20 protein-coding genes and 1 tRNA gene are annotated in these 24555 nt (G+C 65.0%); 12 read left to right on the top strand and 9 right to left on the bottom strand.

The features are described 5' to 3' along the window. Positions 1–86: 86 nt before the first annotated feature. From Q0K15_RS02820 to Q0K15_RS02800, 5 genes are all read right to left on the bottom strand, one after another. Entirely contained in the window at positions 87–935 is an 849-nt protein-coding gene (locus tag Q0K15_RS02820) for an MBL fold metallo-hydrolase (protein WP_294511834.1), read from the bottom strand. Between the two features lie 302 nt (positions 936–1237). Then, on the bottom strand, positions 1238–1441 hold the full coding sequence (locus Q0K15_RS02815) for a DUF896 domain-containing protein (RefSeq protein ID WP_294511830.1): 204 nt from the start codon (positions 1439–1441) through the stop codon (positions 1238–1240). A 14-nt stretch (positions 1442–1455) separates the two neighbouring features. Continuing rightward, entirely contained in the window at positions 1456–2253 is a 798-nt protein-coding gene (locus tag Q0K15_RS02810) for a YlmH/Sll1252 family protein (RefSeq protein ID WP_294511827.1), read from the bottom strand. After that, on the bottom strand, positions 2246–2734 hold the full coding sequence (gene ybaK / locus Q0K15_RS02805) for a Cys-tRNA(Pro) deacylase (RefSeq protein WP_294511824.1): 489 nt from the start codon (positions 2732–2734) through the stop codon (positions 2246–2248). Before ybaK ends, Q0K15_RS02810 begins: the two co-directional genes overlap by 8 nt. Positions 2735–3371: 637 nt before the next feature. Further along, entirely contained in the window at positions 3372–5126 is a 1755-nt protein-coding gene (locus Q0K15_RS02800) for an ABC transporter ATP-binding protein (protein WP_294511821.1), read from the bottom strand. Positions 5127–5279: 153 nt separating this feature from the next. On the opposite strand from Q0K15_RS02800, the gene Q0K15_RS02795 reads away from it, so the two are divergent. The 3 genes from Q0K15_RS02795 to Q0K15_RS02785 are packed head-to-tail and all read left to right on the top strand — an operon-like array spanning position 5280 to position 8257. Then, a complete protein-coding gene (locus tag Q0K15_RS02795; protein ID WP_294511818.1) occupies positions 5280–6212 on the top strand; it encodes an AEC family transporter in 933 nt (310 codons plus the stop codon). Between the two features lie 19 nt (positions 6213–6231). Then, positions 6232–6819 carry an HD domain-containing protein gene (locus tag Q0K15_RS02790; RefSeq protein WP_294511815.1) on the top strand — a complete coding sequence of 196 codons (588 nt, stop codon included), beginning with the start codon at positions 6232–6234 and terminating at the stop codon, positions 6817–6819. Positions 6820–6859: 40 nt separating this feature from the next. After that, positions 6860–8257, top strand: a complete 1398-nt coding sequence (locus Q0K15_RS02785) for an MATE family efflux transporter (protein WP_294511812.1) — start codon at positions 6860–6862, stop codon at positions 8255–8257. Between the two features lie 919 nt (positions 8258–9176). On the opposite strand, the gene Q0K15_RS02780 is transcribed toward Q0K15_RS02785, so the two are convergent. From Q0K15_RS02780 to Q0K15_RS02770, 3 genes are read right to left on the bottom strand one after another with little or no spacing between them, the layout of a single operon-like run. After that, a complete protein-coding gene (locus Q0K15_RS02780) occupies positions 9177–9944 on the bottom strand; it encodes a hypothetical protein (protein ID WP_294511810.1) in 768 nt (255 codons plus the stop codon). Continuing rightward, a complete protein-coding gene (locus Q0K15_RS02775; RefSeq protein WP_294511808.1) occupies positions 9937–10416 on the bottom strand; it encodes a sigma-70 family RNA polymerase sigma factor in 480 nt (159 codons plus the stop codon). The genes Q0K15_RS02780 and Q0K15_RS02775 overlap by 8 nt, the downstream gene beginning before the upstream one ends. Positions 10417–10440: 24 nt before the next feature. After that, positions 10441–10803: a hypothetical protein gene (locus Q0K15_RS02770; protein WP_294511806.1), complete on the bottom strand. Its 363-nt coding sequence runs from the start codon at positions 10801–10803 to the stop codon at positions 10441–10443. Between the two features lie 243 nt (positions 10804–11046). Between Q0K15_RS02770 and Q0K15_RS02765 the strand changes: the two genes are divergently transcribed. The 8 genes from Q0K15_RS02765 (at position 11047) to Q0K15_RS02730 (ending at position 21949) form a co-directional block, all read left to right on the top strand. After that, positions 11047–11454, top strand: a complete 408-nt coding sequence (locus tag Q0K15_RS02765; protein ID WP_294511804.1) for a hypothetical protein — start codon at positions 11047–11049, stop codon at positions 11452–11454. 116 nt (positions 11455–11570) lie between these two features. After that, positions 11571–12065 (top strand): shikimate kinase, encoded by a 495-nt coding sequence (locus tag Q0K15_RS02760; RefSeq protein WP_294511802.1) that lies wholly within the window; start codon positions 11571–11573, stop codon positions 12063–12065. A 74-nt stretch (positions 12066–12139) separates the two neighbouring features. After that, positions 12140–13927, top strand: a complete 1788-nt coding sequence (locus tag Q0K15_RS02755) for a DEAD/DEAH box helicase (protein ID WP_294511800.1) — start codon at positions 12140–12142, stop codon at positions 13925–13927. Positions 13928–14240: 313 nt separating this feature from the next. Further along, the gene (gene mnmG, locus Q0K15_RS02750; RefSeq protein WP_294511797.1) at positions 14241–16115 is read left to right on the top strand and encodes a tRNA uridine-5-carboxymethylaminomethyl(34) synthesis enzyme MnmG; all 1875 of its coding nucleotides are present in this window, start codon (positions 14241–14243) and stop codon (positions 16113–16115) included. Positions 16116–16804: 689 nt separating this feature from the next. Beyond that, positions 16805–17842, top strand: coding sequence for a tRNA 2-thiouridine(34) synthase MnmA (gene mnmA, locus Q0K15_RS02745; RefSeq protein WP_294511795.1), 1038 nt, complete (start codon positions 16805–16807; stop codon positions 17840–17842). After that, positions 17833–18720, top strand: coding sequence for an MBL fold metallo-hydrolase (locus tag Q0K15_RS02740; RefSeq protein WP_294511793.1), 888 nt, complete (start codon positions 17833–17835; stop codon positions 18718–18720). Before mnmA ends, Q0K15_RS02740 begins: the two co-directional genes overlap by 10 nt. 67 nt (positions 18721–18787) lie before the next feature. Beyond that, positions 18788–20854, top strand: coding sequence for a leucine-rich repeat domain-containing protein (locus Q0K15_RS02735; protein ID WP_294511791.1), 2067 nt, complete (start codon positions 18788–18790; stop codon positions 20852–20854). A gap of 12 nt (positions 20855–20866) precedes the next feature. Next, positions 20867–21949 (top strand): SPFH domain-containing protein, encoded by a 1083-nt coding sequence (locus Q0K15_RS02730; RefSeq protein ID WP_294511789.1) that lies wholly within the window; start codon positions 20867–20869, stop codon positions 21947–21949. Between the two features lie 57 nt (positions 21950–22006). Here Q0K15_RS02730 and typA read toward each other — a convergent pair whose 3' ends face one another. Continuing rightward, positions 22007–23830 (bottom strand): translational GTPase TypA, encoded by a 1824-nt coding sequence (gene typA / locus Q0K15_RS02725; RefSeq protein WP_294511787.1) that lies wholly within the window; start codon positions 23828–23830, stop codon positions 22007–22009. A 465-nt stretch (positions 23831–24295) separates the two neighbouring features. Between typA and Q0K15_RS02720 the strand changes: the two genes are divergently transcribed. Further along, positions 24296–24372, top strand: a tRNA-Arg gene (locus tag Q0K15_RS02720). Positions 24373–24555 lie beyond the last annotated feature (183 nt).

Raw genomic sequence — 24555 nt, 5'->3', positions numbered from 1 at the left:
GGCAATTTCCTTCATAATTATCTCCATGGGCAGAAAAAAGCCCGCCGCAGAATCTTTCGATTCTGCGACGGGCCCCTTTTGTGTGTTTAGTTCTCCCAGAGGGTGACCACGGTGCCGGTGGCCAGGTAGTGGAGGCGGTCCCCTAGAATGGGGACCAGAAGGTCGAAGGCGGGACGGCCGGTGCAGTGGCCGGTCCAGATCTCCTGGACGTCCAGCGCCAACAGCCGCTCCCCCAGGGCCTGGGCTTTTTCGGGCCGCACGCCCAGGGTGGTTGCCCCACCGGCCCCCATGAGGTGGAAGCCGCCGAAAAAGGCCCGGACCGATTTCCCGGGGAAGGCGGCCTGGACCTCCTCCACCACGGTATCCGCCCCGGCGTGGGAACAGCTGCTAAAGACGGCCAGCTCCTCCCCGTGGACCACCACCATGGTCTGCTCGTGGGCGAAGTCGTCGGGATGGAGGCCGTCGGGGCCCTGGCGGTACATGGCCACCTTCTCCCCCCGCTTCTCCAGGCCGGGGGTGGTGTGGGGCAGGAGCCACACCCCGGGGTGGATCTCCGTTGGGTCTGTGATGAAGCGCAGACGGTCCCGCTGCTCCCGCAGGGCCAGGGGCACTCCCAGGTACTTCTGCTCCCCGTCCTTGCGGACCTGCCAGCTCTCCTCCACCGCCTGGGGCCGCAGGTAGAGGGGTGCGTGGTCGTTGCAGGCGAAAAAGGCGGGGAAACCGCCGGAGTGGTCATAGTGGCCGTGGGAGAGGACGGCGGCGTCGGCTTTGGACAGGTCCACCCCCAGATCGGGGGCGTTTTCCAGACCGGCGGCGGAGGCTCCGGCGTCCAGCAGGCAGCGCCACCCGTCCTGTTCGATGTAGAGGGCCAGACCGTGCTCACAGCGCAGGCCGGCGTCGGGGGTGGTGTTCTCAATCAGCGCGGTGACTTTCATTCCAAAGCACTCCTTTCACGGGGGGAGGACCGTGGTCCGGCGCCCCCTCATCCGTCCCAGTGTGCGCACTGGGGCACCTTCCCCCCTTAGGGGGGAAGGTTTGGGAAACGGATAACGCAAAACCTTCCCCCTTCCAGGGGGAAGGTGTCATGGCCTGTGGCCATGACGGATGAGGGTGGGTTGGTAGGGCAGAGCTTGTTTTGGCTTCCGCCCGATGTCCCCTTAGTTCTCCAAAAATGAAAGATCAAAGTTCTTTTTTGTTCTTTTTCTTTCAAGAAAAAGAACAAGAAAAAGGACAGACGTTATTCTTTCTTCTTCAGCTTGGTCTTGTTGCCCTTCTCGTCCATGATATAGGTGTTGTCCAGGTGGGCGGTGAGGCTGGCGCGGATGGCGGCCCGGTACTCAGCCCGCAGGCCCTCCCGCTCGGCCTCCTCCTCCAGGGTGAGGCCGTCGGCCTTGGCCTTCCGGGCCAGCTCGTTGATGCGGTCGATTTTGTGCTGCTCCATGGGGCAGTCCTCCTTTATAAATAGCGTTCCATCACGATCATGATGCGGCCCTTCTTGGAGGTGCCGGACACCTCCGTGAGCACGCACTTGCCCAGGCCCCGGCAGCTGAGCACATCTCCGGCCTCCACCAGCCGGTCGGGCTTGTCGCACTCCCGGCCGTTGAGGGTGAGCTTGCCCGACGAGATAAGGCTGGCCATCTTGCTCCGGGAGAGGGAAAAGCCGGTGGCGGCCACGGCGTCCAGCCGCAGGGCGGCCACCGTGTCCCGGATGGTTTTGGTCTTCTGCTCCGGGGGCTGAAGCTCCGAGAGGGGGCAGGCCGTCACCTTCACCCTGGCCCGGCCCACCTGGTCCAGTTGGGTGAGGAGCACGTGCTCCACCTCCCGCAGGAGGAGGATCTGACAGATCCCCTCCCCCACCAGCAGGTCGCCGATCTTCTCCCGGGTAAGGCCCAGGCCCAGAATGGCCCCCAGGTAGTCCCGGTGGGTCAGCTTTTCGCCGCCGGATGGGGTGAGGGTGAGGGCGGTGATGGGGGCGTCCTCGCTGGCGGTGAAGTCCTCCGGCTCCATCCAGTCGGGCAGGAAGGCCACCAGCTTCCGCTCGGCCTTTTCCCAGCCGCCCCAGAAGAGGTGGGCCGGGTGGCCGCAGGCGGCGATGAGCCGTTCCGCCGCCTCCTGCTGGGCCAGGGTGAGGAAGAAGGTGTGGGCGGGGACGGAGCGGTTCTGGGTGAACTCCAGCTTGTCCATGACCCGGGCCAGCACCAGCCGCTCGTCGGCGTCGGCGGAGAGCTTGGTGAGGAGCTCCGTCTTATTCATCGGCCTTCACCACGTCGGCATAGCGGCCGCCGATGAGCCCCACCAGGGCGTCGGGGGAGAGCTCCACCTGGCGGCCGATCTTGCCGGCGCTCACCAGAATGGCGGCGTGGTCCTGGGCGGTGGTGTCGATGACGGTTTTGAACCGCTTCTTCATGCCGATGGGGGAGCAGCCGCCCCGGACGTAGCCGGTGAGGGGGGTGAGCTCCTTGACGTGGATGAGCTCGATGGACTTCTCCCCCACGGTCTTGGCCGCCTTTTTGAGGTCCAGCTCGGCCAGGACGGGCACCACGAAAACATAATTGGCCTTGGAGGCCCCCCGGGTTACCAGGGTCTTGTAGACCTCCCCCGGGTCCCGGCCGATGAGGACAGCCACGGTGGCGCCGTCCACCGCCTCCCCCTCGTTGTGGGGGTAGCTGTGGGGGGTATAGGGGATCTTCTTCTGGTCTAAAACGCGCATGACGTTGGTCTTTTCTTCTGCCATAGGAATGCTCCTTTGCTGTTAAAAGGGTAATATTTTAATTGGGAATAACATTGCGTATAGATTCTGAGGCGTCTGGAGACGGATTCTTCGGCTTCGCCTCAGAATGACGAACTTGAAAGGCGGTACCGTGGTGCGCCGAGTCGTCGCGCCCCACAAGTGGCGTGGTGCCGGGGGTGCGTCTGGGAAGCCGCGCCCCACAAAGAAAAGTAATAGGGAAAAGTGAAGAGTGAATAGGTAAGAGAGACGAAACCCCATCCCACAATAGAGGGAATACCAGGCAGCGCCACCACGTCCCGATACCCACCCACGCAGGCGGCGAAAAAAGTGGAGATAGAACCACGGCTTGTCCCTGTTCCAACCAGGTAGTCCACTGTGGACGGGGTTGAACCTCTATGGGGGCGTAAAGCCGGGCCGCCGGATTCCTATTTGGAGCCACCTAACCCGCTTAGAAGCCCCTTTTTCTTTGGATTCCAAAAACCGTTCTTTTTCCAGCAGGGAAAAAGAAACGGGTTTTGAACCGTCTCTCCCGTCCTTTCACGTAACAGAAAGGCAAAGAAATGAGACGTAATACCACGCCGCAAGGCTCCCCCTCATCCGTCTGTCCTTCGGACAGACACCTTCCCCAGAAGAGCAGACGTTACGACGATACCGACTGCTGCGCCCGCCAGAGGGCGGCGTACTCGCCGTTTTTGTCCATGAGCTCCTGGTGGGTGCCCTCCTCGGCAATGTGGTTGTCGTCGATGACGATGATGCGCCCGGCGGAGCGGATGGTAGAGAGCCGGTGGGCGATGATGAGGGTGGTGCGGCCCTTGGCCAGCTCGTCGAAGGCGGACTGGATCTTGTGCTCGGTGACGCTGTCCAGGGCGGAGGTGGCCTCATCCAGAATGAGGATGGCGGGGTCCTTGAGGAAGATGCGGGCGATGCTCACCCGCTGCTTCTGGCCGCCGGAGAGCATGACGCCCCGCTCCCCCACGTAGGTCTGGAAGCCGTCGGGCATCTCCATGATGTCGTCGTAGATCTCCGCCTTTTTGGCGGCCTCGGCCACCTCCTCGGCGGTGGCGTCGGGGCGGCCGTAGGCGATGTTGTCATAGATGGTGCCGGCGAAGAGAAAGACGTCCTGCTGGACGATGCCGATGTGCTCCCGCAGGTCGTGCTGTTTCAGCTTGCGGACGTCCCGGCCGTCGATGCGGATGGCCCCATTAGTGACGTCGTAGAACCGGGGGATGAGCTGGCACAGGGTGGACTTGCCCCCGCCGGAGGGGCCCACCACCGCCACCGTCTCCCCGGGCTTGACGTGGAGGGAGACATGGGAGAGGACGTCCTCGCCGTCACTTTCGTAGCGGAAGGTGACATCGTCCACCTGGATGTCGCCGGTAACGTGGTCCACGCTCTGGGCGTCGGGGGCGTCGGTGATGTCGGGCTCCAGGCGCATGAGCTCCACAAAGCGCTTGAAGCCGGCCATGCCCTGCATGAACTGCTCCACAAAGGCGGAGAGCTTGCGGATGGGGGTGATAAAGGTGGTGACGTAGAGGGAGAAGGTGAGGATGTCGATATAGTCCATGCTCCCCTTCATGAGAAAGAAGCCGCCGGCGGCGATGACCAGCACGGGCATGATGCCCATGGCCAGCTCCATGCCGGAGTGGTAGGTGGCCATGGCCTGGTAATAGCCCCGCTTGGCGCTGCGGAACTGGTCGTTGGAGCTTTCGAACTTGGTGATCTCGGCGTTTTCGTTGGCGAAGGCCTTGGCGGTGCGCATGCCGGAGAGGGAGGACTCCAGCTCGCCGTTGATGCCGGCCAGCTTCTTTTTCACCTCCAGGGAGGCCTGGCTCATGCGCCGGCGCTGGAGGATGGTGAAGAGGAGGAAGAGGGGCACCACGGCAAAGACGATTAGGGCCAGCTCCCAGCGGATGGTGAGCATGATGCAGAAGGCGCCCAGCAGGGTGACGGTGGAGATGAAGAGGTCCTCGGGGCCGTGGTGGGCCAGCTCGGTGATCTCAAAGAGGTCGCCGGTGACCCGGCTCATGAGCTGGCCGGTGCGGTTCTTGTCGTAGAAGGAGAAGGAGAGATCCTGCATGTGGGAAAAGAGGTCGGAGCGGATGTCGGCCTCGATGCGCACGCCCAGCAGGTGTCCCCAGTAGGTGACGATGTAGGTAAACACCGCCTTGAGGAGGTAGGCCGCCACCAGGGCGGCCATGACCAGGAAGAAGGTGCGGTAGAGGCCCTGGGGAAGGGTGGTCTCCAGCACCTGGCGGGTCACCGTGGGGAACATCAGGTCCACCAGGCAGATGCCCAGGGCGCAGGCCATGTCCAGGAGGAAGATGGCCAGGTGTGGCTTGTAATAGGAGGTGAAAATGCGCAGGTAGCCGCTGCGCCGCATCTGTTTAGGCGTCATATTTGCCGTCCTCTCTCGCGTATCTTTTCCTTTAAAGGTAAGAATCAGTATATGCCCGTTTTCGGGATTTTGTCAACCTCGCCGCCCTTTACAGGGAGAGCCGTGTCATATATAATAAACTCCGTATGAAAATGAGGGCGGAGGATCGAAGAAATGGAGTTTATTGGAAACTTTTTCGTGGTGGCCAGTCAGGTGGTCACCCTATTTTTGCTTATGGGCGTGGGCTTCGTCATGGCCCAGCTGGGCAAGCTCCACACCGACGGCGTCTCCCAGATGTCCACCCTGGTCCTCTACGTGGTCACTCCCTGCCTGATGATTAACGCCTTTGAGGTGGACCGTGTGCCGGGCATGGTGGAGACCCTGGGGGTCTTTTTTGTGGTGTACGCCGCCTCCACCCTGCTGGGGATGGCGGTGGCCCAGCTGTGCTTCCGCGACGAGGAGCCCGACCGGAAGGCCCCCCTCCGCTTCGGCATGACCTATGGCAACAACGGCTTTATGGGCCTCCCCCTGGTCTACGCCATTCTGGGCCAGGAGGCCATGATCTTCGGGGTGGTCTCCGCCGTGGCCTTCAACTTCCTGCTGTGGACCCAGGGCGCCAAGACCATGGGCGGCAAAGTGGGCCCCCGGGCCATCCTCATCAATCCCGCCACTGTGGGCACCGTCATCGGCGGCTTCCTCTTCTTCTCCGGCCTGCGGCCCCCCGCCATGGTGGACAACGCTATCGGCTTCATGGCCGACCTCAATACCCCTCTGGCCATGGTGGTCATCGGCGCCCAGATGGCGGGGGCCGACCTGAAGGTGAGCTTCACCAGCCGGAAGCTCTACGGCGCGGCGGCGGTGCGGCTGCTCATCGCCCCCCTCATCCCCCTGGTGCTGCTCATCCCCCTCCATCTGCCCGCCATGTCCTACTGCGCCTGCGTCATTTTGTGTGCGGTGCCCACCGCGGGAGCCACCGGCATGTTTGCCCAGCGCTTCGGCCGGGACACCGCCACCGCCGCCCAACTGGTCACCCTCACCACCCTGCTCTCGGTCATCACGCTGCCCCTCTTTGCCGTGGCTGCCCAGACGATTTCAGGCCTGGTTTAAGGCTTTCAGGAGGTATTTTATGTCCGCCAAGGAAGAATTCATTGAGATCTACACCGCCAACATCCACCGGGAGGGGGCCGACGCCCTGCTGGACTACCTGGAGCACAAGTCGGACTTCTTCACCTCCCCCGCCTCGGCCAAGTACCACGGGGCCTATGAGGGGGGGCTGTGCGACCACAGCGTCAACGTCTACCACTGCCTCACGGAGTACCTGGCCCGGGAGCGGGTGCAGGAGCTCTACGGGGTGGAGGCGAGCGCCGAGAGCGTGGCGGTGGCGGCGCTGCTCCACGACCTGTGCAAGATCGGCTGTTACCGCCAGGGGACCCGGAACGTGAAGGGCCCCGACGGCAAGTGGCAGGCGGTGCCCACCTTTTATTATGAGGATAAGCTGCCCTACGGCCACGGGGAGAAGTCGGTGTACATCATTTCCGGCTTCATGAAGCTCAAGCGGGAGGAGGCCATGGCCATCCGGTGGCACATGGGCTTTTCCGGGGACGAGGACAAGCGGCTGGTGGGCCAGGCCTTCCAGCAGTACCCCCTGGCCTTTGCCCTGAGCGTGGCCGACATGGAGGCAACCTACTTTTTGGAGAACGAGGAACCCAACTGACCCGGCGGGGCCGGGAGACACGGAAAGGAGCTGCTGCGCGGTGCGCAAGGAAAAACGGGAAAATGATCTGGGCCGGGACCCGGTAGGGAAGCTGCTGTTCCGGCTGGCGGTACCCACGGTGACGGCCCAGCTGGTCAACGCCCTCTATAATATCGTGGACCGGATGTACATCGGCCACATTGAGGGGGTAGGCGACCTGGCCCTCACCGGACTGGGCATCTGCTTCCCGGTGCTGATGTTCGTCTCCGCCCTCTCGGCCCTGGTGGGCATGGGCGGCGGCTCCCGAGCGGTGGTGCGCATGGGCTCCGGGGACCAGGAGGGGGCCAACGCCATCCTGGGCAGCTGCGCCACCCTGTTGGTCATCCTGTCGGTGATCTTCACCCTGGTGTTCCAGGGCATCAAGGAGCCCATGCTCTACCTCTTCGGCGCCACCGACAACACCATCGGCTACGCCCTGGACTACCTCACCATCTACCTCTGGGGCACCATCTTTGTGGAGCTCTCCCTGGGCCTCAACTTCTTCATCACCGCCCAGGGCTTCTCCACCGTGGGCATGGCCACGGTGCTCATCGGCGCCGTCATCAACATTGTGCTGGACCCGGTGTTCATCTTCGGCTTTGGCATGGGGGTGAAGGGCGCCGCCCTGGCCACCATCACCGCCCAGGGAGTGTCGGCGGTGTGGGTGGTGTGCTTCCTGCTGGGTAAGCGCACCAAGCTGCGGCTCCAGCGCCGGTTTGCCCGGCTCAACTGGAAGGTGCTCTCGCCGGTGCTGGCCCTGGGCATCTCCCCCTTCATCATGCAGTCCACCGAGAGTCTGGTGAACATTGCCTTCAACTCCTCCCTGAAGGCCTACGGCGGCGACCCGGCGGTGGGAGCCATGACCATCTGCTCCTCCATCATGCAGGTGTTCTACCTCCTCTTCCAGGGTCTCTCCCAGGGGGCCCAGCCCATCGTGGGCTACAACTACGGCGCCGGCAACCTGGACCGGGTGAAGAAGGCCTTCCGGCTCCTCTTCATCTGCGCCCTCACCTTCAGCACCCTCTCCTGCCTGGCCATCGAGCTCTTCCCCGGCATGTTCGTGGCCATGTTCAACGACAAGCCGGAGCTGGTGGAGATCGCCCTGTGGACCCTGCGGGTGTACGCCGCCGGCATGTTCATGCTGGGCATCCAGAACTCCTGCCAGCAGACCTTTGTGGCCCTGGGTCAGGCCAAGATTTCCCTCTTCCTGGCCCTGCTGCGGAAGGTCATTCTCCTCATCCCTCTCATCTTCATTCTGCCCCACTTCCTGGAGAACAAGGTGCTGGCCGTCTTTCTGGCCGAGCCCGCCGCCGACATCCTGGCCGCCATCGTTACCGGCAGCCTCTTCTTCTGGCGGTTCCCCAAGCTTCTCCGCGCCCGGGAGGCCGAACTCAGCCAGAGCCCTTACAGAAAGCAATAACAGCAGACCGCCCCGCGCCCTGCCGTCTGGCAGTACGCGGGGCGGTTTTTGTCTTTTTATCCTGGGGCGCACCAAACCACGCCGCTGGGATTAGGGTAGGGGCGGATATCATCCGCCCGCCACGCCAATGTGGGACTGCTTAATTCGTGGGGCGCGGCTTCCCAGACGCGCCCATGGTACTGTGCTGTTTGTGGGGCGCGACGACCTCGGCGCGCCATATAAAACCTTCCCCCCCTGAGGGGGGGGAGGTGTCATGGCCTGCGGCCATGACGGATGAGGGGGCGTTAAGTGGTCCTTAAGGGAACGGTCAAAACCCGTTTCGCTTCCCTGCTGGAAAAAGAACGGTTTTTGGAATCCAAAGAAAAAGGGGCTTCTAAGCGGGTTAGGTGGCTCCAAATAGGAATCCGGCGGCCTGGCTTTACGCCCCCGTTGAGGTCCAGCTCCGTCTACGGTAGACTACCTGGTTGGAACAGGGGCAAGCTGTGGTCCTATCTCCACTTTTTTCGCCGCCTGCGCGGGTGGGTGTCGGGGCGTGGCACCGCTCACCCCGGCCTGACGGCCAGGTCTCGCTGAGCTCCCTTGCCCCTCCTCTTCCAAATGGACCCGCTTCGCTGGGCTCGATTTGGGTCCCCTTTTCCCTGTGTTTGGTCGTTTTAAGGGGAGGATTGTCAAGGAGAGGGGTATCCAACACGAGCCCAACGGAGTGGGTCGTGTTGGGAGGAGGAGACACAAGGGAGCGAACCGACTTTTCGCCTTTAGGCGGAAAGAGAGGGGAGCGGACTTTGGGTCGACGACCATCCCCCCCCTTCCCGACTGGCCTTTGCCTACTTTCGGCCACTCGAAAGTAGGCCGCCGGAGGCCGTTCCTCCATTAAAACAAAGAAAAATGTGCGGTGTGGTGCCGGGGTGCCGGTTGAGCCCTACTCGTGACCGTACCCGTGACCCTGTCCGTGGTGGCCGCCGGCACCCTGACCGGCGCCATAGCCCTGACCGGCGGAGGTGGTCTCCCCGGTGGTCTGGCTCTGGCCGCTGCCCTGTCCGCTCCCCTGCTGGCCCTGGCCATAGCCGTGGCCCTCACAGGCGTCGATGGACTGCTGGATCTCCCCCATGGTCATCTCCCCGGCGTCGGCCTGGGTGACGGTGGGGTCCAGGGCGGAGAGGGCCAGGTAGGCCCGGTACTTGCCCAGGGAGAGCCCGGCGTCCCGGGCGGCCTGGGCGGTCTCCGGGTCCAGGGCGTAGCAGGTGAGGCCGGCCGCCCCGCCGTCGGAGAGGAGCCGCTCACAGTGGCCGCTGTCGGCGGAGACGGTGACGGTGGCCCCGTCGGTCTCGGAGAGGGCGTCGGAGAGGGCGGCGGCGGCCTGGGTCCAGTCGTGGTGGAGGACGGGGGTGGCGTCCACCAGGGCTTGGGTGGCCTCGTCGTAGCACCGCACGCCCACCACCCGGCCAAAGGCGTTGACGGCCAGCTCCACCGAGGCGTCGGCGTCCACGCTGACGGCGGCGGCGGGGGTGGCATAGGCCAGGCCGCCGGCGGCGGTGAGCACCACCAGGGCCAGGGCGGCAAAGGCCGCCGCCATGGGCCGCCGCCGGGGAGCGGGACAGGTCCGCCGCTCCAGGGCGTCCAGGGTCTTTTGCTTCAGGTCCTCGTCGGCCCGGACGGCGTCAAAGGCCTGCCGGATGCGCTCATCCATCCTCCTCACCTCCCAGCTTCTCCCGCAGCAGGGCCCGGGCCCTGGTGAGGAGGGTATAGACGGTATTGGTGTTCCTGCCCAGCAGGTCCCCGATCTCGGGGGCGGAGTAGCCCTCGTAGTAGTGGAGGTACACCGCGTCCCGGTATTTCTGGGGCAGGGAGAGCACCGCCTCCAGCACCGACCGGTCCCGGGGCTCCGGGGCGGCCTGGGCGGTGAGCTCCTCCAGGGGCACGGTGGCGTGCCTGGCCCAGAACCGCAGCAGGTCCCGGCAGGCGTTCAGGGTGACCTGGATGAACCAGGCCTTCTCGTGCTCGGCGTTTTCAAAGGGTTTGGTATGCTGGAGATACTTGAGAAAGACGGTCTGGAAGATGTCCTCGGTGTCCTCACGGCTCTTCAGCCGGACCAGACACAGCCGCTGCACCAGGTCGGCGTAGGTGTCCATGGCCCGGGCCACCTCCTCCTCACTTCGCATATCCTCACCCCATTGACCTCAATGTCAGCCGTGGTGCCGGGCCCATCCGGTGCCGTCACAGACGCCGCCGTTGGGGCACTGGCCGCTCCAGGGGCAGTCCTCCGGGTCCCACTGGGTGAGACCGGAGGTGCACCAGCTGCCGTACTGTCCGTCCCAGGGACAGTTCTCCGGGTCGGTGCAGGCCAGGCCGGAGGCACACCAGCCGCCGCACTGGCCATCCCAGGGACAGTCCTCCCCCGGCCAGGGGCAGGTGGCCGTCTGAGTGGCCGCCCAGGTCCGGTGACAGCCGCCGTTGCCGCCGCCGTGCCAGCCCGCCGCCGCGGCGGGCACCACCATCGCTGCACTTACCATACCAAAAATCAACAGTCCTGCCAATGCCTTTTTCATACAAAAGACCTCCTTTTCCGGGTGGGCGTTTTGCCCTTCTGTCTCTAATACGCCGTGGGCGGTCCCATCCATTCAGATTTAAAAAAATTTTTTTCCAACCCTGGAAGGGACCAGGAGACACAAGAAGAACGTAAGAATTCTCCACCTTTTTTCTTAAGAAAGTTGTGGTATCGTTTCTTTCACGCGGGAGGGCCGACCTCTCCCGCTCCAACCAACGGACCGATTTAAGGAGGAAACAAAGTTATGAAACGTGCTGCTTCTATTCTGCTGGTGGGCGTCATGGCCCTGAGCCTGGCCGCCTGCGGCAAGACTGCCAAGGAGAGCCCCGCCCCCGCCACCACCGCCCCGGTGGAGACCACCGCTCCCGTGACCGCCACCACCGCCCCCGTGGATGAGACCACCCCCGTGGACGAGACCGCTCCCGCCGAGACCGGCACGCCCAACGAGGAGGAGCACGCCGTCTCCGGTGTGGTCAACAAGCTGGAGGACTACCTGGTGCTGGTGGTGGGCGACGACTACCAGGTCTTTGACTTCGCCAAGGACCTGAAGGTGGACGACATCAGCGAGGGCGACGAGGTGACCGTGGTGTACACCGGCACCCTGGGCGACGAGCAGAATCCCCCCGTGGTCATTGAGATTGCCAAGAACTGAGCACAAAAGTTGAAATAAACCCCTGCCGCCGTGGACGATGGTTGCCACGGCGGCATTTTTTTGGTATAATATCCTGATATGTTTTTGACTTTTCTGAGAGACTAGAGAGGTAGCACATGAACAATATCATACTCATCGGCATGCCCGGGGCGGGCAAGAGCACCGTGGGCGTGCTCCTGGCCAAGACCCTGGGCTACGCGTTTTTGGATACGGATCTGGTGATCCAGGAGCGGGAGGGGCGTCTCCTCCAGGACCTGGTGGATGAGCTGGGGGTGGAGGACTTCCTGGACCGGGAGGCTGCCGCCATCGGCTCGGTGGACTGTGACCGGACGGTGATCGCCACGGGGGGGAGCGTGGTGTGCCGGGACGGGGCCATGGAGCACCTGAAGGGACTGGGCCGTATCGTCTATTTGCAGCTGCCGCTTGAGGAGCTGGAGCGCAGGCTCCACAACATCAGCACCCGGGGCATCGCCATGGCCCCGGGCGAGACCCTGGCCCACATCTACGACTACCGCGCTCCCCTCTACCGGAAGTACGCCGACCTCACCGTGGCGGTGGACCGGCAGACCCTGGAGGAGACGGTGGAGCAGGTATTACGTGCCCTGAAATAAGGGCGCTCTCACGCGTGCAAACACGCATTTTCCCGTTTTTGGAACAAAAATCGAAGAGAAGGAACGACAACCATATGGATTTTAAGGAATTAGGGCTCATCTCCCCCATTCTGAAGGCCCTTGCCGCCCAGGGCTACGACCAGCCCACCCCCATCCAGCGCCAGGCCATCCCCCCCGCCCTGAAGGGCCGGGACGTGCTGGGCTGCGCCCAGACCGGCACGGGCAAGACCTGTGCCTTCGCCACCCCCATCCTCCAGCGGCTCAACGCCGACGTGGTGGTGGGGCCCCGCTATATCCGCGCCCTTGTCCTCACCCCCACCCGGGAGCTTGCCCTCCAGATCCAGGAGTGCTTTGCCGCCTACGGCCGGAACCTGCCCCTGCGCTCCACCGTCATCTTCGGCGGCGTGGGGCAGCAGCCCCAGGTGGACCGGCTGAAAAAGGGTGTGGACATCCTGGTGGCCACTCCCGGCCGTCTGCTGGACCTCCAGGGTCAGGGCCTTTTGGACCTGAGCCGGGTGGAGATCTTCGTCCTGGACGAGGCCGACCGCATGCTGGACATGGGCTTCATCCACGACGTGCGCCGGGTGCTCAAGCTGCTCCCCGAGAAGAAGCAGACCCTCTTCTTCTCCGCCACCATGCCCCCCGAGGTCATGGAGCTGGTGGATGCCCTCCTCCACGACCCCGCCAAGGTGGAGGTGGACCCGGTGTCCTCCCCGGTGGAGGTCATCGACCAGAAGGTGTGCTTCGTGGACAAGGGCAACAAGTCCAAGCTGCTGGCCTGGCTGGTGGACACCCTGGGCGTGAAGAACGCCCTGGTCTTTACCCGCACCAAGCACGGCGCCAACAAGGTGGCCGCCGACCTCAACAAGGCGGGCATCTCCGCCGCCGCCATCCACGGAAACAAGTCCCAGACCGCCCGGCAGCAGGCCCTCTCCGACTTCAAGGCTGGGCGGGTGAAGTGCCTGGTGGCCACCGACATCGCCGCCCGGGGCATCGACATCGAGGAGCTCTCCCACGTCTTCAATTACAACCTGCCCGAGGTGCCCGAGACCTACGTCCACCGCATCGGCCGTACCGGTCGGGCGGGCCACGGCGGCACCGCCTTCTCCTTCTGCGACTTCGCTGAGAAGGAGTATTTAAAGGGCATCGAGAAGCTCATCGGCCGGTCCATCCCGGTGCTGGGGGGCCACCCCTGGCCCATGCAGGTTTTTGAGGTGGCCAAGGACGCCAGGGGCCGCACGGTGAACGCCGAGGACGCCGAGGCCCGTGCCGCCGCCAAGGAGCGCCGCCGGGCCCGGGACGCCGCCAACAAGGCGGCGGCCGAGGAGAAGAAGCGGCAGAAGGCGGCCGCCCAGGCGGCCCAGGCCGCCGCTCCCGCCCCTGCCCCCAAGAAGAAGCGGGAGCCCCGCTGGAAGAAGGCGGAGGGTCCCGGCGTGCTGGACGCGGTGCTGCCCGAGCGGAGCACCGGCCCCGAGCGGGAGGAGTACCACGACTTCTACCGGCCCGACCCCCTGTCCTCCGACCACATCATGGACGCCACCGCCCGTCTGCTGGCCCCCCGCAAGGCCCCGGCCAAGCCGGAGCCGGTGAAGGGGGAGGAGGGCCAGAGCCGCTCCCACCGCCGGAAGAAGAAAAAGAAGGGCGGAGAGAGCGCCGCCCCCGAGAGCCAGACTCAGAAGAAGGTGCGCCAGGCCCAGCCGGCCAAGGCGGCCCCCGCGCCTAAGGCCCAGTCCAAGCGCCGCCACGACCGGGGCCACGGACCCCGGGGCGGCCGGCCCGTGATGCCCATGAAGAGCGGGGCGGTGAAGGACTCCACCGAGCAGCCCAGCCTTATGAAGCCCTATTACATCGAGCACGACTGAGGAACCGCCACCCTCCGGCGGCGGCGATCCCCCGGTGCCACCTGATTTTGTGGGGCGCGGCTTCCTAGACGCGCCCACGGCACTATTTATATTGTGGCGCACGCCAAACCACGCCCGAAACCCACCCTCATCCGTCATTTGCTTCGCAAATGCCACCTTCCCCCTTCCAGGGGGAAGGTCAGGGGCCCGCTTATTCTGAAAACCTTCTCCCCCCAGGGGAGAAGGTGCCCCGCAGGGGCGGATGAGGGGCGCTCGTGAGAACGAACTGCCCCAAAATTCCCCAATCCCCACAAAAAGGAGCTCCGACCCATCCATGGACTATTTCGCGGGAGAATATGATATCGCGGTCATCGGCGCCGGCCACGCGGGCATCGAGGCGGCTCTGGCCGCCGCCCGGCTGGGGCTGAAGACCCTGTGCTTCACGGTGAATCTGGACGCCGTGGGCAACATGCCCTGCAACCCGGCCATCGGCGGCACCGGCAAGGGCCACCTGGTCCGGGAGCTGGACGCCCTGGGCGGTGAGATGGCCCGGGCGGCGGACAAGGCCTGCATCCAGTACCGGGTCCTCAACAAGGGCAAGGGTCCCGCCGTGTGGTCCCTCCGGGCCCAGGCCGACCGCCGGGAGTACCAGAAGATCATGAAGCACACCCTGGAGCTCCAGGAGAACCTGTGGGTGAAGCAGGCCGAGGTGGTGGCCGTCCTCACCGACGAAAAAGGCGCCGTCTCCGGGGTCAAAACGGCCACCGGCGCCGTCTATACAGTGCGGGCCGCCGTGGTGTGTACCGGCACCTACCTGGGAGGGCGCACCATCGTGGGGGAGGTCACCCGGGACTCCGGGCCAGACGGCCTGGCCGCCGCCCTCCCCCTCACCCAGAGCCTGCAAAGTCTGGGGGTGAGCCTGCGCCGGTTCAAGACGGGGACGCCCCCCCGGGTGAACCGCCGCAGCGTGGACTTTTCCAAAATGGAGCTCCAGCCCGGCGACGAGACGGTGGTCCCCTTCTCCTTCGAGACGGAGACCCCGCCGGAAAACCGGGCGGTGTGCTACCTCACCTATACCAACGAGGCCACCCACGACGTCATCCGCCGGAATCTGAATCGCTCCCCCCTCTTCTCCGGGGTCATCGAGGGGGTAGGCCCCCGGTACTGCCCCTCCATCGAGGACAAGGTGGTCCGCTTCGCCGACAAGCCCCGGCACCAGCTCTTCATCGAGCCCATGGGGCTGGACACGGAGGAGCTCTATATACAGGGCTTCTCCTCCTCCCTCCCCGAGGAGGTCCAGGTGGAGATGCTCCACACCATCCCCGGCCTGGAGGAGGCCGAGATGACCCGGTGCGCCTACGCCATCGAGTACGACTGCTGCGACCCCACCGAACTCTACCCCACCCTGGAGCACATCAAGGTGCCCGGCCTCTACGGCGCGGGGCAGTTCAACGGCTCCTCCGGCTATGAGGAGGCCGCCGTCCAGGGCTTCGTGGCGGGGGTGAACGCCGCATTGAAGTTGCTGGGCCGCCCCCCCATGGTGCTTACCCGGGACCAGGGCTATATCGGCGTGCTCATCGACGACCTGGTGACCAAGGGCACCAACGAGCCCTACCGCATGATGACCTCCCGGACGGAGTACCGGCTCCTCTGCCGCCAGGACAACGCCGACCGGCGGCTGTGCCCGGTGGGCCACGAGATCGGCCTGGTCTCCGACGAGCGCTACCGGCGGGTGCTGGAGAAGTACGCCGCCGTGGACAAGGAGGTCAAGCGGCTCATGAGCACCGGGGTGGCCCCCTCGGAGGCCCTGGGCGCCATGCTCACGGAGCATGGGGAGTCCCCCGCCCGGGACGGCGCCCGGCTGGCCGACCTGCTGCGGCGGCCCCGGGTGGGCTACGCAGACCTGGCTCCCTTCGACCCCGACCGGCCCCACCTGCGGTCGGAGGTCACCGAGCAGGTGGAGATCGCCCTCAAATACGAGGGGTACATCGCCCGGCAGCAGCGGCAGGTGGAGGAGATGCGCAAGCTGGAGACCCGCCCCCTGCCCCCGGACCTTGATTATATGGAGATTTCGGTGCTGCGCCTGGAGGCCCGCCAGAAGCTCCAGCAGATCCGCCCCCTGAGCCTGGGTCAGGCCAGCCGCATCTCCGGCGTCAGTCCGGCGGACGTTGCCGCCCTGATGATCTGGCTGGAGCACCGGAACGGGTAAACGGGCGACAATCGACTGCCCAAAAACCTTCCCCCCTGTGGGGGGGAAGGTCAATGGGACGCCACCCAAAACCATCCCACGTTACAACAAAGAAAATTCCAGTCAGCGCCGCCACGCCCCGACACCCGCCCACGCAGGCGGCGAAAAAATGTGGGATAGGACCACAGGTTTTCGCTGTTCCACCGGCGGAGTCACCTGTGGACGGTGCTGGTGCCGGTGCTCAATGGGGGCGTAAAGACGGGCCGCCGGATTCCTATTTGGAGCCACTCAACCCCTTTGGGAGCCCCTTTTTCTTTGGATTCCAAAAACCATTTCTTTTTCCTGCGGGAAAAAGAAACAGGTTTTGTCGTCCTCGCAAAGTCCGCACCGTTCAAAACGCCCTGTCGGGCATTTCTCACTCCGCTTCCTTGCTCGTCCTCTCCCCACGCGACCCGCTGCGCTGGGCTCGCGCGGGGGCCCCATTTTTACATGTGGTTTAGCGCCGCCCCCACAACAAGAGGTACCTTGACAGAAGCGCAAACCACGCTGCAAGTCTCCCCCTCATCCGTCATTTGCTCCGCAAATGCCACCACGGGTCAAGGAAGAAGTGATTTCTTCTGACTGTCCACCGGACAGTCAGACCCCCAGGGGAAGGCTTTTGGGCGAATGATATCCGCCCCTACCCACCCCCTTTTCACATGGAGGTAACTATGAAGCCAAAACTGATCCTGGGCCTGTCCGGCGGGGTGGACTCCGCCGTGTCCGCCGCCCTGCTCCGGGAAAACTACGACGTCATCTGTGTCTTTCTGGATATCGGTCTGGGGGGCGGGGACTCCGCCGCCGCCCTGGCGGACAGCCTGTCCCTCCCCTTCCGGACGGTGGATATCCGGGAGCAGCTGGAGCACTTTGTCTGCGCCGACTTCCAGCGGGAGTATCTGGCGGGTCGGACCCCCCTCCCCTGCGCCCGGTGCAATCCCCTGGTGAAATTCCCCTCCCTCATCAACGTGGCCGAGGCGGAGGGGGCCCAGTACGTGGCCACCGGTCACTACGCCCGGGTCACCCCCGGCCCCGACGGCCGGGTGCTGCTGCGCAAGGGCATGCCGGCCAACGACCAGTCCTATATGCTCTCCCGGCTGACCCAGACCATCCTCCGCCGGGTGGTCTTCCCCCTGGGCCCCTATGAGAAGACCCAGGTCCGGGCCATGGCGGCCGAGCTGGGCCTGTCCGTGGCCCAGAAGCCCGACTCCATGGAGATCTGCTTCATCCCCGACGGGGATTACGCCGCCTGGCTGGACCGCCGGGGGGAGACCCCGCCGCCGGGCGATTTTATCGACAGGGACGGCAACGTGCTGGGCCGTCACAAGGGCTACCACCACTACACCATCGGCCAGGGCCGGGGGCTGGGGGTGTCCGGCCCCCACCGATACTATGTCACCGCCATCGACCCCGTCCGCAACACCGTCACCCTCTCCGACGGCAGCGACCTCATGGCCCGGCAGGTGATCTGCGTGCGGCCCAACTGGATTGCCGTGGACGGTCTGGACGGCCCCATGGAGGTGACGGTGCGGCTGCGCCACTCCCGGACTGAGACCCCCGCCGTCCTCCTGCCCGGGGCCGGGGAGCGGGTGGAGGTCCGTCTGACGGAGCCCGCCCGGGCGCCCACACCGGGCCAGTTGGCCGTCTTTTATGACGGCGACGTGGTGCTGGGCAGTGCCTGGATCGAAAGGAGCGAAGCGGCGTGGAGCTGAGACAGATCAAGGGAGATACCTGGTGCCTGGTGGGGGCGGAGCTCATCCCTCTGGTGCGCCTGCCGGGGGACAAGTGCGTCCTGCTGGACAGCGGCCACGCCTTTGAGGGGGAGGCCCTCACCGCCGCCCTGGAGGGGGTGGGGCTGACGCCTCTGGGCGTGTTCTGCTCCCACGCCCATGTGGACCACGCCGGCAACAACAGCTATCTGCGCAAGCGGTACGGGGCCAAGGTCTGCCTGCCCCTGGGCGAGGCCGCCCTCAGCGCCAGCCTCATCATGTATAAGGCGGTGTATAACGCCTTCACCCCCCGGAGCCTGGAGGCCCGGAACGGCCACCTGCTGGGGCCTGTGGACGAGACGGTGGGCACCCGGGACGGGATCATGGAGTTCTGTTCGGTGCCCTTCCAGGTGGTCCACACCCCCGGCCACACCCCCGACCACATCTGCACCGTCACCCCCGACGGAGTCCTCTACACCGCCGACGCCCTCATGGCCGGGCAGGTGCTGGAGAGCGCCAAGCTGCCCTATCACGCCCTCCACGAGGAGGCCCGGCAGAGCATGGAGAAGCTACGGCGCACGCCCTGTGAGGTGTGCGTGGTGGCCCACCAGGGGGTGACGGAGGACCTGCCCGGTCTGGTGGACGCCAACCTGGCGGCTCTGGACCGGCTGTGCGAAGACCTGCTGTCCCTGGCGCCGGAGGCGGTGAGCATGGACCAGCTGTGCCTGGCCTACTACCGGAAGAAGCAGCTCCTCACCACCCACGTGGAGAAGGCCGCCCTCTACGCCCGGAACATCGACGCCATGGCGGAGTACCTGGTGGATATGGGCCGCATGGACATCGTGATCCGGGAGGGCGTGCGGTATTTCGTCCGGGTCTGAGGCAGTCTCCACGCATTTTCTGGAAGCTCTGCAGGAAATTTCGGATGCTACATATTGAGGTGTCGGGATGAAGGCAACGGTAAAATGTGAATACTGCCAGTCGATCGTGGATGCCGGGGAGCGCTACTGCCCCTCCTGCGGCAGCCCCCTGCCTGCGCCGCCGCCGGCTCCGGCGGCGGCCCAAGCGCCCCAGGCGTCCCGCCGGGGACGCGCCGGGGTGCTGCTGCTCCTGCTGCTGGCCCTGCTGGGCGCGGGCTGGGTAGTGACGGCGCTGCTGAGCGCCGGCGGAGGCGGCAGCCAGGGGAAGCTGGAGTCCGCCCTGGCGGCCATTCAGGACGAAACCGCCGACACAGACGCCTATGAGGTGGTCATCGCCAGCTATCTGGAGCAGAACCGGACGGAGCTGGCCTGGAACTACGCCTATCTGATGGTGGAGCAGGCGCCCGGGGAGGAGACGGGCAGCTGGTGCATGGAGACCTTCCGGAGCTATGGCCAGGAGATCCAGGCCGTGCGGCTGGCTCTGCTGAGCGACGCCCTGTCCGGGGAGGCCGCCCTCTTCCCCCAGGTGGCCGACACCACCTTGGATGTCCTCATGCCCGGCTCCCCCCTGCGGCAGGCCCTGGAGCTGCTGCTGGGCAAGAGCGCCGGCCTCATCACCCTGGCCGACCTCCAGGACATCACCTACCTCTCTGTGGGCAGTGAGGACCCCCTCTCCGGGGGCCGGACGGTGGCCATCGGCTATGACCCCGCCGGTACCGACGCCGGGGCCGTCACCTTCCAGGTGGAGGGGGGCGACCTCTCGGACGGCCTGGGCCTCTTCTGCTTCCAGGGGCTGCTGGGGCTGGAGGTGCGGGAGAAGCGGGTGGACGCCGAGGAGCTGCTGCTGCCCCGCCTCACCGCCCTCGCCACCGGCAGCGGCACCCTCACCGACCTCACCCCCCTCGCCAGCCTGACGGGTCTGGAGGAGCTGACCATTCTCAACAGCCCCCTTACCTCCCTGGCGGGGGTGGACGCCCTGACCAGCCTGAAGTCGCTGAACCTCACCAACACCGACCTCACCGACCTCTCGGTGCTGCCCGCCCTGAAGGGACTCACCTCCCTGACTCTGGTGGACAACGACGGACTCACCAGCGTGGCCTCCCTGGCCCAGATGAGCCAGCTCACCAGCCTCTCCCTGACGGGGCAGGCCGTCACCGACCTCTCCCCCATCGCCGGGCTCACCGGCCTCAAGGAGCTGTCGGTGGTCGACACCGGGGTCACCAACACCGCCTTCCTGGGGGGCCTTACCGGGCTCACCTCCCTCACCTTTACCAGCAATGACGAGGTGGAGCAGGTGCCCGAGCTGGGCGGGCTCACCCACCTCACCCGTCTGGTGCTGGAGAGCGACGAGACCTTCGAGAGCCAGGCGGACATGGCCGCCCTCACCGCTCTCACCTCCCTGGAGCTCCTCTCCACCAAGGATCTGAGCTATCTGTTGTCCCTTTCCAACCTGGAGGAGCTCACCCTCTACTTCACCCGCAGCGAGACCGACCTCTCCGCCCTTGGGGGGCTCACCCACCTGAGGAAGCTGGACCTGCGTGGGGAGACCAGCTTTTACGCCATCTACGACACCGCCCTGGTGGGGCTGAGCGGTCTCCGGGGCCTTCCCCTGGAGGAGCTGGACCTGGGGGGCCACTCGGTGTACGGCCCTCTGGACCTGGTGCTCACTATCCCCACCCTCCAGGTGCTGGACCTCTCGGAGGTGGACGCGGAGGGGACCGACTTCTCCCTCCTGTCCGGGCTTACGCAGCTGCGGCGGCTGGACCTGTCCGGCTTCCGGGACATGGTGGACACCCCGCCGGGCCCCGGCGACCTCTACTGGAGCTATGAGGCCGGACCCGCCTCCGCCTTTGTGGAGCCTCTGGCCGGTCTCACCTGGCTGGAGGAGCTGGACCTCTCCGACTGCGGGGTGTCCGACCTCACCCCCCTGGCGGGGCTCACGAATCTCACCCGGCTGGACCTCTCCGGCAACAGCGTCAGCGACCTCACCCCCCTCTCCGGCCTGACTGGGCTCACCTATCTGAATCTCTCCGGAAATCCCATCCCCGACTACGGCCCGGTGGAGGACCGGGACGGCCTCATTCTCATCCGATAGGAGGCGGGCGCTATGGCGCTCTTTCAAGTCATCAAGTTTGAGGGTCCTCAGGAGGCCCTGGTGTGGAAGTACCCCAAGGAGAACATGAACAGCGGCTCCCAGCTGGTGGTGGGCCCGGCCCAGACGGCGGTCTTTGTCAAGGAGGGGCGGATCTGCGACCTCTTTGAGAGCGGCACCTATACCCTGGACACCAACAACCTGCCCATCCTCAGCGCCCTGGTCAACCTCCCCTTCGGGGGCCGCTCCCCCTTCACGGCGGAAGTATTTTATGTCAATCAGCGCAGCATCCTGGACATCAAGTGGGGCACCCAGGTGCCCATTCAGCTCAGGGACCCGGTGTATCAGGTCATCATCCCCCTCCGGGCCTTCGGGCAGTACGGCGTATCGGTGGAGGACCCGGGGCTGTTTGTGGAAAAGCTGGTGGGCACCGCCCACGCCTACACCACCGACGATCTGATCCGCTATTTCCGGGGACTGGTGGGCAGCCGGGTCACCGACGAGCTCTCCACCGCCCTCACCGAGGAGGGCATCAGCTTCGTGGAGGCCAGCGCCCGCATCGCCGAGCTCTCGGAGCGCATTGCCGGGCGGCTCCAGGACTTCTTTGCCGCCTACGGCATCCGGCTGGTCAGCTTTTTCATCAGCTCCATCAACGCCCCGGAGAACGACCCCTCGGTGCAGCGGCTTAAGGCGGTGCTCAGTGAGCGGCAGAAGATGGAGGCCCTCAACTACAACTACCAGCAGGCCCAGACCTACACCATCCTGGGCCGTGCGGCTGACCAGCTGGGGGGCGACGGCGGCATGGCCGGCGTGGGCATGGGGGCGGCCATGGGGGCGGCGGTGGCCGACCTGGTGCGGCAGAACCTCCAATCCGTCCAACCGGCTCCACCCGCCGGACCCGCCGGTACGGCGGAGGCCCCGGCCTACTGCGTCCGCTGCGGCACGGCCCTCCCCGCCGGAGCCGCCTTCTGTCCCAAATGCGGTCAGGCTGTCATGCGCCAGAATCCCCACTGCGGAGCCTGCGGCGCCCCCTGCCAGCCGGGGGACCGCTTCTGCGCCCGGTGCGGCCGGCCCCTGGACCCGGCGCCCGGGACCTAAATACAAAAAAAGACCTTCCGTCACTCCAAGCGGAAGGTCTTTTTTCTATATCGGAATTTACTTGTTGCCCTTGAGGGCCTTCATGCGGTCGGCGTGGCTGAGGATGCGCTTGCGCAGGCGCAGGGACTCGGGGGTGACCTCCAGCAGCTCGTCGTCGGCCAGGAACTCCAGGCACTGCTCCAGGGACATCTGCCGGGGGGTGGTGAGGCGGAGGGCCTCGTCGCTTCCGGCGGCCCGCATGTTGGTGAGCTGCTTCTTCTTGCAAATGTTGACGGTAATGTCCTCGCTCTTGGGGGTCTCGCCCACCACCATGCCGGCGTAGACGGGCACGCCGGGACCGATGAAGAGCACGCCGCGCTCCTGGGCGTTGAAGAGGCCGTAGGTGACGCTCTCGCCGGTCTCGAAGGAGACCAGGGAGCCGCTGGAGCGACGGGCGATGTCGCCCTTGTAGGGGGCGTAGCACTCAAAGACGGAGGCCATGATGCCCTCGCCCTTGGTGTCGGTAAGGAACTCGTTTCGGTAGCCGAAGAGGCCCCGGGCGGGGACCAGGAACTCCAGCTTCATGCGGTTACCCACGGGGGTCATCTCCAGCATCTCGCCCTTACGGGAGCCGATCTTCTCGATGACGGAGCCCACGGCGTCGCTGGGCACGTCGCAGACCAGGCGCTCGATGGGCTCGCACTTCTTGCCGTCGATCTCCTGGTACAGGACGCGGGGCGGGGAGACCTGGAACTCGTAGCCTTCGCGGCGCATGGTCTCCATGAGGATGGAGAGGGACATCTCGCCGCGGCCGGCCACGTTGAAGGAGTCGGTGGAGTCGGTCTCGGTGACCCGGAGGGAGACGTCCTTGAGGGTCTCCCGGAAGAGGCGCTCCCGGAGCTGGCGGGAGGTGACGAATTTGCCCTCACGGCCGGCGAAGGGGGAGTCGTTGACGGAGAAGGTCATCTCGATGGTGGGGGCGGAGATTTTGACGAACTCGATGGGCTCCACGCAGTCGGGGGCGCAGATGGTGTCGCCGATGGTGATGTCGCCGATGCCGCTCATGGCGATGATGTTGCCGGCGTCGGCCTCGGTGACGGGCACCTTGCTCAGGCCCTGGAACTGGTAGAGGGCAGTGGCCTTGGCCTTCTGGGGGGCGGCGTCGGGATCGTGGTAGTTGCACACCGCGATCTCCTGGTTCTGCTTGATGGTGCCCCGCTCAATGCGGCCGATGGCGATGCGACCCACGAACTCGTTGTAGTCGATGGAGGAGACCAGCATCTGGAAGGGCTGGCCCACGTCGGCCTCGGGGGCGGGGATATAGTCGATGATGGTGTCAAAGAGGGGCTTGAGGTCGGTGCCGGGCACGTCAGGGGAGTAGGAGGCGGTGCCGTTGCGGCCGGAGCAGAAGAGGGTGGGGGAGTCGAACTGCTCCTCGGTGGCGTTGAGGTCCATCAGGAGCTCCAGCACCTCGTCGCAGACCTCGTGGATGCGCTGGTCGGGGCGGTCGATCTTGTTGACCACCACGATGACCCGGTGGCCCAGCTCCAGGGCCTTGGAGAGGACGAAGCGGGTCTGGGGCATGGGGCCCTCGGCGGCGTCCACCAGCAGGATGACGCCGTTGACCATCTTGAGGATGCGCTCCACCTCGCCGCCGAAGTCGGCGTGGCCCGGGGTGTCCACGATGTTGATCTTCACGTCGCCGTACTGCACGGCGGTGTTTTTGGCCAGGATGGTGATGCCGCGCTCGCGCTCCAGGTCGTTGGAGTCCATGACACGCTCGGCCACGGCCTGGTTCTCGCGGAACGCGCCGCCCTGCTTGAGCATCTCGTCCACCAGGGTGGTCTTACCGTGGTCGACGTGGGCGATGATGGCTACGTTGCGCAAATTTTGATTCTGCATATTCTATCTCCTTTGATACGGCCAGACCATGCGCCCGCCGTCAGGCGGGTCGCGCCTCCGGCGCGTACAAGTATTTTACGAGGCAAAATGTTGTAAATGCATCCGTTCATAAGAGGGGCCCAAAAAAATCGCCGATTTTGTGGGGAGAGGAGGCGCAAGGGGGCGGGCGCAGATTTCGCCGCCCGGCGGAAACGGAATCAAGCGGACTTTGCGCCGATGTGGGCAATGATGGCTGCGTTGCGCAGATGCTGATTCTGCATGCTTTTTCCTGCCTGCTCATATGACAAGACCGCCCAGCGACAAGCTGTCCGGCGGCCGCAGGATTCGTAACGACGTATTATACATCTAAAAAAGGAAAAACGCAACTTTTTTTCGCGGGGAGGGGAAAAAGAAGGGGCAAAGCCGCCGTTGACAGCCCGGCGGCTTTGGGTTAAAATGAAATTTGTCCCACGCCAGGGACCATGTGCCCCCGTACCTCACCGGGATAGAGGGTCCGCCTCCTAAGCGGAATGTAGTGCGTTCGAGTCGCGCCGGGGGTGCCAGCGCGGCCGCAAAGCTTGCTTTGCGGCCGCTTTTGTTTTCCAAAGAAAAAGAGGGGGACCGGCCAAAGGCACATACCCATAAGGAAGTATTGAAAACAAACTAACTTAATGGCTGGCAGACAGGTTGCGGCAGAAAGCGGATAAGAGGTCAAAGACTTCTTATCCGCTTTTTCTATACCGCAT

The sequence above is a fragment of the uncultured Intestinimonas sp. genome, assembly GCF_944387245.1.
Taxonomy (GTDB): domain Bacteria; phylum Bacillota; class Clostridia; order Oscillospirales; family Oscillospiraceae; genus Intestinimonas.
Note: the sequence above shows the minus strand (reverse complement) of the source record. Positions and strands in the feature narration are given on the sequence as shown.

Coding starts and splice junctions, on each gene's coding strand:
- Q0K15_RS02820 (WP_294511834.1), bottom strand. CDS start 935: ATGAAAGTCACCGCGCTGATTGAGAACACCACCCCCGACGCCGGCCTG.
- Q0K15_RS02815 (WP_294511830.1), bottom strand. CDS start 1,441: ATGGAGCAGCACAAAATCGACCGCATCAACGAGCTGGCCCGGAAGGCC.
- Q0K15_RS02810 (WP_294511827.1), bottom strand. CDS start 2,253: ATGAATAAGACGGAGCTCCTCACCAAGCTCTCCGCCGACGCCGACGAG.
- ybaK (WP_294511824.1), bottom strand. CDS start 2,734: ATGGCAGAAGAAAAGACCAACGTCATGCGCGTTTTAGACCAGAAGAAG.
- Q0K15_RS02800 (WP_294511821.1), bottom strand. CDS start 5,126: ATGACGCCTAAACAGATGCGGCGCAGCGGCTACCTGCGCATTTTCACC.
- Q0K15_RS02795 (WP_294511818.1), top strand. CDS start 5,280: ATGGAGTTTATTGGAAACTTTTTCGTGGTGGCCAGTCAGGTGGTCACC.
- Q0K15_RS02790 (WP_294511815.1), top strand. CDS start 6,232: ATGTCCGCCAAGGAAGAATTCATTGAGATCTACACCGCCAACATCCAC.
- Q0K15_RS02780 (WP_294511810.1), bottom strand. CDS start 9,944: ATGGATGAGCGCATCCGGCAGGCCTTTGACGCCGTCCGGGCCGACGAG.
- Q0K15_RS02775 (WP_294511808.1), bottom strand. CDS start 10,416: ATGCGAAGTGAGGAGGAGGTGGCCCGGGCCATGGACACCTACGCCGAC.
- Q0K15_RS02770 (WP_294511806.1), bottom strand. CDS start 10,803: ATGAAAAAGGCATTGGCAGGACTGTTGATTTTTGGTATGGTAAGTGCA.
- Q0K15_RS02765 (WP_294511804.1), top strand. CDS start 11,047: ATGAAACGTGCTGCTTCTATTCTGCTGGTGGGCGTCATGGCCCTGAGC.
- Q0K15_RS02760 (WP_294511802.1), top strand. CDS start 11,571: ATGAACAATATCATACTCATCGGCATGCCCGGGGCGGGCAAGAGCACC.
- Q0K15_RS02755 (WP_294511800.1), top strand. CDS start 12,140: ATGGATTTTAAGGAATTAGGGCTCATCTCCCCCATTCTGAAGGCCCTT.
- mnmG (WP_294511797.1), top strand. CDS start 14,241: ATGGACTATTTCGCGGGAGAATATGATATCGCGGTCATCGGCGCCGGC.
- mnmA (WP_294511795.1), top strand. CDS start 16,805: ATGAAGCCAAAACTGATCCTGGGCCTGTCCGGCGGGGTGGACTCCGCC.
- Q0K15_RS02735 (WP_294511791.1), top strand. CDS start 18,788: ATGAAGGCAACGGTAAAATGTGAATACTGCCAGTCGATCGTGGATGCC.
- Q0K15_RS02730 (WP_294511789.1), top strand. CDS start 20,867: ATGGCGCTCTTTCAAGTCATCAAGTTTGAGGGTCCTCAGGAGGCCCTG.
- typA (WP_294511787.1), bottom strand. CDS start 23,830: ATGCAGAATCAAAATTTGCGCAACGTAGCCATCATCGCCCACGTCGAC.